Origin of the sequence: Streptomyces sp. H27-C3, from assembly GCF_030063415.1 — a bacterium.
Taxonomy (GTDB): domain Bacteria; phylum Actinomycetota; class Actinomycetes; order Streptomycetales; family Streptomycetaceae; genus Streptomyces.
Genome location: NZ_JASITA010000010.1, coordinates 171,968 through 184,506 on the forward strand (window position 1 = coordinate 171,968; position 12,539 = coordinate 184,506).

Genomic DNA, 12,539 nt, shown 5'->3' on the forward strand with positions numbered 1-12,539 from the left:
AGTACGGGGACGATGATCGACACGATCGGCACGGAGGTCGCCGAGGGTGAGGAGCGGATGCGCCTCGACATCGAGGACGGCATCGGCACCCTCACCCTCAGCCGCCCGGAGAAACTCAACGCCTGGAGCTGGGAGTCCACCCGCCAGCTCGGGCTGATGGCGGACCGGATCCGCTTCGACCCCGCGGTGCGGGTGGTGCTCCTGAGGGCTGAGGGGCGGGCCTTCTGCGCGGGCATCGACTTCACCGCGCCCGGCGGTGCGATCACCGGCCGCTCGACGGCCGAGCGGACCCGCAACTATCACGAGGGCCTGCGGTGGGCCCACGAGATATTCGCCGCCTTCGCCCGGCTCCCACAGCCCGTCGTCGCCGCCGTGCAGGGCTACTGCCTGGGCTTCGGTTTCGAGCTGGCGCTGATGGCCGATCTGCGCATCGCCGCGGACGACGCCGTCTGCGCGCTGCCCGAGGCGCGGCTCGGGGTCGCCGTCGACGCGGGGGGCGACCTGCGGATCGCGCGTGACGCGGGCGCCGGCTGGGCCAAGTTCCTGGCGCTGACCGGGCGCCGCATCGACGCGGCGACGGCCGAACGCCTGGGGCTCCTCCAGTCCGTCGTCCCCGTGGGCGAGCTGGAGAAGGCCGCGCGCGGGGTGGCCGCGGAGATCGCGGCGAACGCGCCGCTCGCCGTCCAGGGCATCAAGCGCTCCATCGACGCGTACGCCGACGCGGCGATGGCGGGCGCGCTGGAGCGCGGGGCGATGACGGCGGCCCTCACCCTCGCCTCCGATGACGCGCGCGAGGGCTACGCGGCGAAGGCGGCCCGCCGGAAGCCGGTCTTCGAGGGCAAGTAGGAGGCGGCCGGAGCACCGCCCTACCCCGCCCCCTACCCCGCCCCGTCCCCGAACGCCCCGCGTCCCAGCTGCTCGCGCACGGTCGACACCGGTGGGCTCACCAGCGTGCGGCGTTGCCAGTTCGCGCCGTCGACGACCAGCGTGTGGCCCGTGATGAACCTCGCGTACGGGGAGGCGAGGAAGGTCGCGGCCCAGCCCACCTCGCGGGGCAGGCCCACTCTGAGCGCGGGCTGCCTGCCGGCCTTCTCCCGCTGTCGGTCGAGGTGGTCACGGATGTCCTCGGTCATGTCCTCGTGCGGGACGAGCCCCGGCACCAGCCCGTTGATCTGGATGCCGTACGGGCCCCACTCCACGGCCAGCGTCTCGACGAGGCTCTTCACGCCGGCCTTGGCGGCGGCGCTGTGCGCGAAGCCGGGGCCGCCCGTCCAGGCGTACGACGCGCCGATGTTGACGATTGAGCCGGGCGTCCCGGCCGCCAGGTGGCGGCGGGCGAACTCGCGGGTCATGAACCAGGTGCCCGTGAGGGTGATGTCCACGACCGCACGCCACGCGTTGGGCGACATGTCCTCCGCCGGTACCGGGAAGTTGGCCGCCGCGTTGTTGACGAGGACGTCCGGCAGCCCCGACGCGGCCGTGGCCGCGTCGAAGACCTCGGCGATCCGCTCAGAGTCCCGGATGTCGCACTCCGCGGTCACCACCCGGCCGCCGCCGATCGCCGCCAGATCGTCCTGAGCGGCCTTCAGGTGCTCGGCCTTGCGGCTCGCGATCACCAGACCGGCCCCCAGCTGCGCGAACTCCGCCGCGATGGCCTTGCCCAGGCCGGTCCCACCGCCCGTGACCAGGACCGTGCTGCCGTCGTACGTACCGGGCGGCAGCGCGCTCGCACCGGCCGGTGGAGGACCCGGCAGCCCGGCGGGCCGCGCGTGCGTCTTCTCTGGCTCTGTCATGGCCGTATCGATACCGCTATCCGGCCGAATGTTGAATGCTCCTGCCGAATCGTCCGCAATCGCCGCGCGCGCCATTGACAGTCTGTCAGGGGCCTGATGGATTCTGTGACGTTGTGATGCGCGAATGACCACGGTGCTCAATGGGATCCCTGGAGGACGTGTGATGCTCCGCCGGCGCCGACTCGCCACGCTCGCCACCGCTCTTTCCCTCGTACTCGGTGTTCCGACGGTCTCGGCGGTCGCCGACCCACCGGACGACAACGACCGAAGATCCACCTCTGTCATCACCCCGACCCCGCAGGACCGCGAGGAACGTAATGACCGGGCCACGGTCACCGCCACGGTGACCCTCGTGGCGGGCGCGCAGGCGGACGCCGCCGCGCTGGCCGTGACCCAGCAGGCGCTGCGCGACGCGGGCGCCACCAAGGTCGTGCGCGGCGATCGCCCCGTCCAGGGCAGGCTCACCGTCTACGTGGGCGGCCCCGCCGAGACCCCGCAGAGCGCGACGGCGCTGACCGGCCTCGGCATCGCAGGGCCCACCGCGCTGCCCGCCGAGGGCTATGTCCTGGGCATCGGCGACCGCGCGATGGTCCTCGCGGGCAAGAACGCCACCGGCACCTACTACGCGGCCCAGTCGCTGCGTCAGGTACTGCCCGAGAGCCGCCGGTCGGGCTCCAGGGTCGACGGCATCGAGGTCCGCGACTGGCCGACCACCCCGATCCGCGGCGTCATCGAGGGGTTCTACGGCATCCCGTGGACCCACGCGGCCCGTCTCGACCAGCTCGACTTCTACGGCGAGCACAAGATGAACATCTTCGTGTACTCGCCCAAGGACGACCCGTATCTGCGTGAACAGTGGCGCGAGCCATACCCCGCCGCGCAGCTCGCGAAGATCCGCGAGCTCGTCGGCCGCTCCCGCGCCCGCCACGTGGAGTTCACCTACGCGCTCTCGCCGGGACTCTCGGCCTGCTACAGCTCCGAGGCCGACATCAAGGCGCTCACCGACAAATTCCAGACGGTCTGGGACCTCGGCGCGCGGACCTTCGCCGTGCCGCTGGACGACATCAACCACACCGCGTGGAACTGCCAGGCGGACCGGGACAAGTGGGGGACCGGAGCCGCCGCGGCCGGCGCCGCCCAGTCGTACTTCCTGAACCGGGTGAACCGGGGCTTCATCGCCACCCACCCGGGCGCCGAGCCGCTCCAGATGGTGCCGACGGAGTACGCCAGCATCAACGCCTCGCCCTACAAGAAGGCGATCGCCGCACAGCTCGACCCGGACATCGTCGTCGAGTGGACCGGCGTCGGCGTCATCGCGCCGGTGATCACCGTGGCGCAGGCCAGGACCGCCCGGCAGGTCTTCGCGCACCCGATCCTGCTCTGGGACAACTACCCGGTGAACGACTACGTCACCAACCGGCTGCTCCTCGGCCCGTACAACGGCCGCGAGAAGGGGATGCCCGCGGAGCTGGGCTCCGGCATCACCGCCAACCCGATGAACCAGGCGTACGCCTCCAAGATCCCGCTGATCACCGTCGCCGACTACAGCTGGAACGACGCGGCGTACGACCCGCGCCGGTCCTGGCTGACGGCGATCGACGAGTACGCGGGCGGCGACGCGCGGACCGGGAAGGCGCTGCGGATCTTCTCCGACGTCAACTACAGCTCACGGATCCAGTCCCGGCAGGCACCCGCGCTGACCGCCGAGATCGCGCGGTTCTGGCAGTCGGGGAACGAGGGCCGGCTCGACGGCGCCCTGGCCGACCTCCAGCGGTCTCCGGACGTACTGCGTGAGCGCCTCCCCGAGCAGGAGTTCATCAACGACAGCGACCCGTGGCTCGACTCGGCCGAGGCCTGGGGCGTCGCCACGCGCTCCGCGCTGAAACTGGTCGAGACGGCCCGCGACGGTGAGGGCGAGGCGGCGTGGAAGCTGCGGCAGCGGCTGCCCTCCCTCGTCGCGAAGGCGAAGTCCTTCGTCTACGTCGACCTCGAAGGGGACAGGATCCCGGTGACGGTCGGCGAAGGCGTGCTCGACAAGTTCGTCGAGGACGCGGCGGCCGAGCACGACCGGCTGCTCGGGGTGACCGGCCGGATCAAGGGCCTCACCAACCTGCCCGCCTACCAGGGCAACGGCATCGACCGGATGCTCGACGGCAGCGACGCGACGTTCTTCTGGAGCAGCCGCGCCGTGGCCGTCGGCGACCACGTCACGGTCGACCTGCGCAAGGAGCGCGAGATCGGCGACATCCGGCTCGCGATGGCCAAGCCGGGCAACGTCAACGACTATCTGCGCCAGGGAGTCCTTGAGTACTCGTCCGACGGTACCGACTGGCGGCAGCTGACGGCTGTCTCGGCCACGCCGGACGTCACCGTGACAGCCCCGGCGGGTACCATGGCCCGCTATGTGCGGGCGCGGGCCACCGCGCGCCAGACCAACTGGCTGGTCGTGCGCGAGTTCAGCGTCCAGACCCGGGACTCGGCCGTGAGCGGCGGCCCGCCCGCCGCCACCGCCAGCAGCCTGCGCGCCGCGGCCGACGGCGACGTCGAGAGCGTCTACCGGGCTGAGCGCACCCCGCAGTCGGGCGAGGCGCTCCAGGTCGACCTGGGCGGCGCGCGGACGGCGAAGTCCGTCGTCGTGCTCCAGCCCGAGGGCGCCGTCGTACGGGCCGCCGTCCAGGTGCGGGCCGCGGACGGCAGCTGGCGCACGGTGGGACAGCTGGCGCGTGGGTACCAGGAGTTCCGGATCGGCACCGCCGCCTTCTCGGCGGTGCGCCTGCTCTGGCGTGCCGGTACGGGCGCCCCTCGGATCGCCGAGGTGGTCGTCCGCTAGCCGGGAAGTGTCCGTGTGCGGCCACCGGGCGAACCGCCCGGTGGCCGCACCGCGTCCGCACCTCCCGCGCGGGCGTTCCCGCTCTCCCGGATTGACAAATCGCCTTGCCGATCCTGCAATGTCGGCATGGTGACGAGCATGGGCAATGGCACGGGCGATGAGAGCGGGAGCGAGCTGGACGACGTACTGAACGGGGTGGGCCCCCGGCTCCGCACATTGCGCAAGGGCCGCGGATCCACGCTGGCCGCGCTCGCCGAGGCGACCGGGATCTCCGTGAGCACTCTGTCCCGGCTGGAATCGGGCGGGCGGCGGCCGAGCCTTGAGCTGCTGCTGCCCATTGCCCGCGCGCACCAGGTGCCGCTGGACGAACTGGTGGGCGCGCCCCCGGTGGGGGACCCGCGGGTGCGGGAGAAGAAGCCCATCGAGCGGTACGGGCAGACTTTTTTCCCGCTCACCCAGCAGCCCGGCGGCCTGCAGGCCTTCAAGGTGATCGCCAGGCAGATGGACTACGCCCCGGAGCCCCGTACACACGAGGGCTACGAGTGGCTGTACGTCCTGTCGGGCAGGCTGCGTCTGGTGCTCGGGCCGCACGATCTGGAGATCGGGCCCGGCGAGGCGGCGGAGTTCGACACCCGGGTCCCGCACTGGTTCGGGCCCGCGACCAAGGCGCCCGTTGAATTCCTGAGCCTCTTCGGGCCGCAGGGGGAGCGCATGCACGTACGGGCCAAGCCGAAGAAGGACTGAGCAGGCCGGCGGGGGCGCGGAGGGGCCGGAGTCGGGCCGATGGGGGCGAAACTGTTCCCTTGGGGCAAGCGACCGCTTAGTATGCTCCGAGCGCGGTACTGCCTACGGTGTTGTGGAGGATCTCGGATGCGGGCATGGCGAGTGCACGAGAACGGTGAGCCGGGCAAGGTGATGAGGCTCGAAGAGGTCGCGAAGCCGGTGCCGGGCGAGGGGCAGCTCCTGCTCAGGGTCCTTGCCGCGAACATCAACTTCCCCGACGCCCTGCTCTGCCGGGGCCAGTACCAGGTGCGTCCGCCGCTGCCCTTCACTCCGGGCGTCGAGGTCTGCGGCGAGACCGAGGACGGTCGCCGTCTCATCGCGACCCCGGCGCTGCCGCACGGCGGATTCGCCGAGTACGTCACCGCGGACGCGGCCACCGTGCTGCCCGCGCCCGATTCGCTGGACGACGCCGAGGCCGCGGCCCTGCACATCGGCTACCAGACCGGCTGGTTCGGCCTGCACCGCAGGGCGCACATCCAGGCGGGGGAAACCCTGTTGGTGCACGCGGCGGCGGGCGGCGTCGGCAGCGCCGCCGTACAGCTCGGCAAGGCGGCGGGCGCCACCGTCATCGGTGTCGTCGGCGGCCCGGACAAGGCCCGCACCGCCCGCGACCTTGGCTGCGACCTCGTCATCGACCGGCGGAGCGAGGACATCGTCGCCAAGGTCAAGGAGGCCACCGGCGGCCGTGGCGCGGACATCGTCTACGACCCGGTCGGCGGCGACGCCTACGCCAAGTCCGTCAAGTGCGTCGCCTTCGAGGGCCGCATCGTGATCGTCGGATTCGCGAGCGGGGAAATCCCCTCGCCCGGCCTCAACCACGCTCTCGTCAAGAACTACTCGATCGTCGGCCTGCACTGGGGCCTGTACAACACCAAGGGCCCGGCCGCGATCCCCGCCTGCCACCAAGAGCTGACGAGGCTGGCCGCCGAGGGCGCGATCAAGCCGCTCGTCAGCGAGCGCGTCGCGATGAAGCACGCCGCGGACGCCGTGCAGCGCGTCGCGGACGGCATGACCACCGGACGCGTGGTCGTCGTACCCGACGCCGCACCCACCGCCGTACCCGACGGAGAGAGCCGATGACCGACGTCGCTGAAGTGCGCGTCCTCACCAGGGAGTTGCTGGCGGCCAATCCGCCCGCGACCACAGCGCCCACGGACTTCCTCAAGGCCCGCTTCGACGCCGGGCTGGCCTGGGTGCACTACCCCGTCGGCCTCGGCGGGCTCGACGCGCCGCGCTCCCTGCAGGCCGTCGTCGACGAGGAACTGACTGCCGCCGACGCGCCCGACAACGACCCGAGGCGCATCGGTATCGGTCTCGGCATGGCCGCGCCGACCATCCTGCGCTTCGGCACCGACGAACAGAAGCGGAGCCTGCTGCGGCCGCTGTGGGTCGGCGAAGAGGTCTGGTGCCAGCTGTTCAGCGAACCGGGCGCCGGATCCGACCTGGCCGCGCTCGGCACCCGCGCGGTGCGCGACGGCGACTCCTGGGTGGTGAACGGGCAGAAGGTCTGGACATCCAGCGCTCATGTGGCCCGCTGGGCGATCCTCATCGCCCGCACCGACCCGGACCTGCCCAAGCACCAGGGCATCACGTACTTCGTCTGCGACATGACCGATCCGGGCGTCGAGGTGCGACCGCTGCGCCAGATCACCGGCGAGGCCGAGTTCAACGAGGTCTTCCTCACCGATGTGCGCATCCCCGACAGCCGAAGGCTCGGCGCGGTCGGCGAGGGCTGGAAGGTCGCGCAGACCACCCTCATGAACGAGCGCGTCTCGATCGGCGGCTCCCGCACCCCGCGCGAGGGCGGCATGATCGGCCCCATCGCGCGGACCTGGCGCGAGCGGCCCGAACTGCGCACCCACGACCTGCACCAGCGGCTGCTCGACCTGTGGATCGACGCCGAGGTCGCCCGCCTCGCGGGCGAGCGCCTGCGTCAGCAGCTGGTGGCGGGACAGCCGGGCCCCGAGGGCTCCGGCATGAAGCTCGCCTTCGCCCGGCTCAACCAGGAGATCAGTGGCCTGGAGGTCGAACTGCGCGGCGAGGAAGGCCTGTTGTACGACGACTGGACGATGCGCCGACCCGAGCTTGTCGACTTCACCGGGCGCGACGCCGGATACCGCTATCTGCGGTCCAAGGGCAACAGCATCGAGGGCGGTACGAGCGAGGTGCTCCTCAACATCGTCGCGGAGCGCGTTCTCGGTCTGCCCTCCGAGCCGCGCAGCGACAAGGACATCGCCTGGAAGGATCTCGCCCGATGACGGAGCCGACGACACAGACCACGGACGCGGCGGCCCCGGCCGACCTGCTGTACTCCGAGGCGGAGGACGACCTGCGGGCGGCCGTACGGTCCCTGCTCGCCGACCGCTGCGACGCCCCGACCGTGCTGACCCGCGCCGAGTCGGACACCCCGTACGACCCGCAGCTGTGGGCCTCGCTCACCACGGATATGGGCCTGGCCGGGCTGCTCGTGCCCGAGAAGCTGGGCGGCCAGGGCGCCACGCACCGCGAGGCCGCGGTGGTGCTGGAGGAGCTGGGGCGCAGCGTCGCCCCGGCCCCTTACCTCACCAGCGGCGTCGTCGCCGCAGAGACGCTGCTGGCCTGTGACACGCAGGACGGCGCGGTGGCCGAGCTGCTCGTTCCGCTCGCCAACGGCCGGGCCGTCGTCGTGCTCGCCGCCCCGCTGGCCGCCTCGGCGGACACCGCGCTGTCCGGTGCGGTGCGGGCCGACGCCGACGGGGCGCTGAGCGGGCGCGTCACCGGCGTAGCTGACGCGGCCGCCGCCACCGTGCTGCTCGTGCCGGCCCAGGACGGGCTGTACGCGGTGGCGGCCGGGGCGGCCGGCGTGACCGTCGAGTCCCTGACGCCACTCGACCTGACCCGCCCGCTCGCCATCGTCACCTTCGACGGGGCAGCCGGTAAGCGGCTCGCGGACTCGGCCGCGGAGCCGGTGCGGCGCGGCCTGCTCGCCGGGGCTGGACTGCTCGCCTCCGAGCAGCTGGGCCTCGCCGAATGGTGCCTGGAGGAGGTCGTGCGCTACACCCGCGACCGCAAGCAGTTCAACCGGCCCGTCGGTTCGTTCCAGGCGCTCAAGCACCGCATGGCGCAGCTGTGGCTGGAGGTCGTCTCGGCGCGGGCGGCCGCCCGCAACGCGGCCGACGCCCTGGCCACCGGCAGCGCGGACGTGCAGGTCGCGGTGGCCGTCGCGCAGGTGTACTGCTCCCGGGTCGCGGTGCACGCGGCCGAGGAGTGCGTACAGCTGCACGGCGGTATCGGGATGACCTGGGAGCACCCCGCGCACCTGTACCTCAAGCGCGCCAAGTCCGACTCGATCGCGCTGGGCGCACCGGGCCGGCACAAGGAAACCCTGGCGGAGCTGATGGATCTGCGCGCACCGTAGGGGAGTTCGGGAACGGGGGCGCGGCACGGGCTCGTGGGGTGCTGCCGCGCCCGCCGCACCCTCCGCCCGGGTACTGCCCTCAGACCCACTGCACCCTTACATGCTGTTTAATTGCGCATACATCGCAATAACAGTGGATCTTCAATAAGGGATGTGCAGAGGATGACGGCCCGATCGATACGGGTGCCCGCCGCCGCGGCCCTCGCCGCCGCGCTGAGCATCGGCGCGGCTGCCTGCTCGAACCCGGGCAGCGGCGCGGCAGGCAACGGCACGAAGGACTCCGCGGTCGTCGGCATCGCCTACGAGCCGGACAGCCTGAGCCCGCTCCTCGGCTACGGCAAGGACGGCAACTCCAAGATATTCGACGGGCTGCTCACCTTCGACGACGAGATGCGGCTCAAGCCCGCGCTCGCCGCCGAGCTGCCGAAGGTCGGCAAGGACGGCCGGACGTACACCTACACCCTGCGCCAGGGCGTGAAGTTCAGCGACGGCAAGCCCTTCACGTCGAAGGACGTGGTCTTCACCTACATGACCATCCTCGACAAGAAGACCAACAACGCCGCCAAGACCGAGCTCGACGCGATCAAGGACGTCAAGGCCGCCGGTGACAACACCGTCGTCTTCACGCTCAAGTACCCGTACGCGCCGTTCGCCGAGCGCACCGTGCTTCCGATCGCCCCCGAGCACGTCGCGGGCAAGCAGGACGTCAACACCGGCGCCTTCACCACCAAGCCCGTCGGCACCGGACCGTACGTCCTGAGCAACTGGTCCAAGGGCGAGAAGCTCAGCTTCAAGTCGAACCCCGGCTACTGGGGCGGCGAGCCGAAGGTGAAGAAGTTCACCATGGCGATCATCAAGGACGACGACGTGCGCGCGACCCGGCTGCGCACCGGCGACCTCGACGGCGCCATCCTGCCGCCGAACCTGGCGAAGACCTTCAAGGACGAGGCCGGCCGCAAGGCGTACGCCGCCAAGTCCTTCGACTACCGCACGGTGACCCTGCCGACGGACAACAAGGTCGCGGGCGACACCGCCGTGCGCCGCGCCCTCGACGTCGCCGTCGACCGCCAGGCCATGGTCGACCAGATCCTGGAAGGCGCGGGCAAGCCGGCCTACGGGCCGGTCCCGACCGACAGCCCGTGGTTCGCCAAGGGCACCGAGCGCAAGCACGACCTCAACGCGGCGAAGAAGATCCTCGACGAGGCGGGCTGGAAGCCCGGCAAGGACGGTATCCGGGTCAAGGGCGGAGTCAGGGCCGCCTTCCCGCTCTGGTACCTCTCCGGCGACAAGCTTCGCCAGGACCACGCCCTCGCCTACGCGTCCGACGCCAAGAAGGCCGGCGTCGACATCGGGACCCAGGCCGGCACCTGGGAGGTCATCATGCCGCGCATGAAGCAGGACGCGGTGCTCGCGGGCGGCGGCGCCCCCGGCGACCCGGACTTCGACCAGTACAGCCTGTTGCAGTCGGCGCTCGCCGGTGACGGCTTCAACAACATGGCGCGCTACGACAACCCCGCTGTCGACAAGGCGCTCAAGGAAGGCCGCCGGAGCGGCGAGCCGGCCGAGCGCAAGGCGGCGTACGACACCGTCCAGCGTGAACTCGTGAAGAACCCCGGCTACACCTTCCTCACCCACATCGACCACCTGTACGTCGTGGACGACAAGTGGACCGGGCTCTCGACGCAGATCGAGCCGCACGACCACGGTCTGGCCTCGGGCCCCTGGTGGAACGTCGAGGACTGGACTCCGAAGAAGTGATACTCCCGAACCGGAAGCTCCCCTGGGGGCCGATGGTGAGGATGGCGGGGCGGCGGATCCTGTTCGCCGCCCCCGTCCTGCTGGTGGTGACCTTCGGCGTGTTCGCCGTCGCCGCAGCCTCGCCCTTCGACCCCGTCAAGGCGTACGCGGGAACCGCGGGACTCACCGCCTCGCAGGAGAACCTCGATCAGCTCCGCGCCAACCTCGGCGTCGACCAGCCGCTCGTCGCGCGCTGGTGGAACTGGCTGACCTCGGCGCTCGGCGGTGACCTCGGCGACTCCGGCGTGATGCGCCAGCCCGTCACCGACGTCATCGGTGAACGCCTCGGCTGGTCGGTGCTGCTGGCCGTCACCGCGTTCCTCGTCGCGATCCTGCTCGGCACGGCGCTGGGCGTGCTGGCGGCGCGCAGGCGGGGCGGCTGGCTGGACCGGGCCGCCAGCTCCGCGGCGTACACCCTGGAAGCGGCGCCCGCCTTCTGGCTGGGGCTGCTCGCCATGTGGCTGTTCGCGCTCAAGCTGGGCGTGCTGCCGGCCGGCGGACTCACCGACACCGGGAGCGACGTGATCACCTTCGGCCAGGTCGCCTCTCACCTGGTGTTGCCCGCGGCCGTCCTCGGCATCTCGCAGCTGCCGTGGTTCTTCCTGTACGTACGCCAGGGCGTCGCCGACGCGCTGGAGGAGGACCCCGTGCGCGGCGCACGCGCGCGTGGGCTGAACGAACGCACGGTGCTGCTCGGCCATGCCCTGCGTTCCGGGATGCTGCCTACGCTCACCCTCGTCGGCTCGCGGGTACCCGAACTGATCACCGGCGCGCTGCTCGTCGAGACGGTCTTCAGCTGGCCGGGCATCGCCGCAGCCACCGTGCAGGCCGCGACCGCCGTGGACTTCCCGCTGCTGGCCGCGCTGACCGTCCTCGCCACGGCGGCGGTGCTCGTCGGCAACCTGCTCTCCGACCTCCTGTACGGACTCGCCGACCCGAGGGTGGGCTTCGATGGCTGACCTGGCAGAACGCACCGCGAGCACCGAAGGCCCCGAGCACGTGGAGACCCGGGCGTGGCGCTCCCACGGGCGCACCCGCCGCTCCACCCGCACGGTCCGGGTGCGTACCTCCGCGGCGATCGTGGTGGTGGTCGCGCTGGCCGTCCTCGTCGTGCCGCCGCTGGCCAATCTCGACCAGCAGGCCGTCGATTTGTCGATGAAGCTCCGGCCGCCGTCCCTCGCGCATCCCTTCGGCACCGACGACGTCGGCCGCGATCTGCTGCTGCGCTGCGTCTACGGGCTGCGCGTCTCGCTGCTCGTCGGCCTGGTCGCCGCGGTCGTCGCCACCGTGATCGGTACGGCGGTGGGCGCTGCCGCCGCTGCGTTCGGTGGCTGGGCCGACCGGGTGGTGATGCGGCTGGTCGACACGTTCTCCTCGGTTCCGCACCTGCTGCTCGGCATCTTCTTCGTGGCGATGTTCCGGCCGGGTGTGTGGCCCGTCATCGTGTCGGTGGCGCTCACGCACTGGCTCTCCACGGCCCGGATCGTCCGCTCCGAAGTCCTCTCGCTGCGCTCGCGCCCCTACATCGACGCGGCCGTCTCCGGCGGCGCCTCGCGATGGCGGGTCGCCGTACGGCACCTGCTGCCCGGCGTACTGCCCCAGGCGGGACTCGCGGCGGTGCTGATGGTGCCGCACGCCATGTGGCACGAGTCGGCCCTGTCCTTCCTGGGCCTCGGCCTGCCGACCCATCAGGCGAGCCTCGGCAACCTGGTCCAGTCGGCGCGCGGTTCGCTCCTCGCCGGCGACTGGTGGCCCACCCTCTTCCCCGGCCTCCTGCTGATCATCCCCACCCTCGCCATCGCGGGCCTCGCCGGCGCCTGGCGGGAGCGGATCAACCCCCGCCGCCGATCGGAGCTGATGCTGTGACCACGCCCCGGAACACGGCCGCCCAGGTCACGGGCCCTGCCGACGCCACCGCCGAGAACGCTGCGGCTTCCGC

Annotated in this window: 10 protein-coding genes; 9 read left to right on the forward strand and 1 reads right to left on the reverse strand. The window is 71.6% G+C overall.

Features of this window, described 5'->3' with window-relative positions; all coding sequences use genetic code 11:
* Positions 1-12: 12 nt before the first annotated feature.
* Positions 13-846, forward strand: coding sequence for an enoyl-CoA hydratase/isomerase family protein (locus QMK30_RS12690; protein WP_283517707.1), 834 nt, complete (start codon positions 13-15; stop codon positions 844-846).
* Between the two features lie 32 nt (positions 847-878).
* Here QMK30_RS12690 and QMK30_RS12695 read toward each other — a convergent pair whose 3' ends face one another.
* A complete protein-coding gene (locus QMK30_RS12695) occupies positions 879-1,793 on the reverse strand; it encodes an SDR family oxidoreductase (protein ID WP_283517709.1) in 915 nt (304 codons plus the stop codon).
* 163 nt (positions 1,794-1,956) lie between these two features.
* Here QMK30_RS12695 and QMK30_RS12700 point away from each other — a divergent pair, with 163 nt between their 5' ends.
* From QMK30_RS12700 to QMK30_RS12735, 8 genes are all read left to right on the forward strand, one after another.
* Positions 1,957-4,623 (forward strand): glycoside hydrolase family 84 protein, encoded by a 2,667-nt coding sequence (locus QMK30_RS12700; RefSeq protein ID WP_283517711.1) that lies wholly within the window; start codon positions 1,957-1,959, stop codon positions 4,621-4,623.
* A 126-nt stretch (positions 4,624-4,749) separates the two neighbouring features.
* Positions 4,750-5,367 carry a helix-turn-helix domain-containing protein gene (locus tag QMK30_RS12705; protein ID WP_502963126.1) on the forward strand — a complete coding sequence of 206 codons (618 nt, stop codon included), beginning with the start codon at positions 4,750-4,752 and terminating at the stop codon, positions 5,365-5,367.
* A gap of 126 nt (positions 5,368-5,493) precedes the next feature.
* Positions 5,494-6,486 (forward strand): NADPH:quinone oxidoreductase family protein, encoded by a 993-nt coding sequence (locus QMK30_RS12710; protein ID WP_283517713.1) that lies wholly within the window; start codon positions 5,494-5,496, stop codon positions 6,484-6,486.
* Positions 6,483-7,664, forward strand: a complete 1,182-nt coding sequence (locus QMK30_RS12715; protein ID WP_283517715.1) for an acyl-CoA dehydrogenase family protein — start codon at positions 6,483-6,485, stop codon at positions 7,662-7,664. The genes QMK30_RS12710 and QMK30_RS12715 overlap by 4 nt, the downstream gene beginning before the upstream one ends.
* Complete coding sequence (locus QMK30_RS12720; protein ID WP_283517717.1) at positions 7,661-8,803, forward strand: acyl-CoA dehydrogenase family protein; 1,143 nt, start codon at positions 7,661-7,663, stop codon at positions 8,801-8,803. Before QMK30_RS12715 ends, QMK30_RS12720 begins: the two co-directional genes overlap by 4 nt.
* Before the next feature lie 162 nt (positions 8,804-8,965).
* Positions 8,966-10,561, forward strand: coding sequence for an ABC transporter substrate-binding protein (locus tag QMK30_RS12725; protein ID WP_283517719.1), 1,596 nt, complete (start codon positions 8,966-8,968; stop codon positions 10,559-10,561).
* A gap of 32 nt (positions 10,562-10,593) precedes the next feature.
* Positions 10,594-11,559: an ABC transporter permease gene (locus QMK30_RS12730; protein WP_283517720.1), complete on the forward strand. Its 966-nt coding sequence runs from the start codon at positions 10,594-10,596 to the stop codon at positions 11,557-11,559.
* On the forward strand, positions 11,552-12,466 hold the full coding sequence (locus tag QMK30_RS12735; RefSeq protein ID WP_283517722.1) for an ABC transporter permease: 915 nt from the start codon (positions 11,552-11,554) through the stop codon (positions 12,464-12,466). The genes QMK30_RS12730 and QMK30_RS12735 overlap by 8 nt, the downstream gene beginning before the upstream one ends.
* Positions 12,467-12,539: the final 73 nt, after the last annotated feature.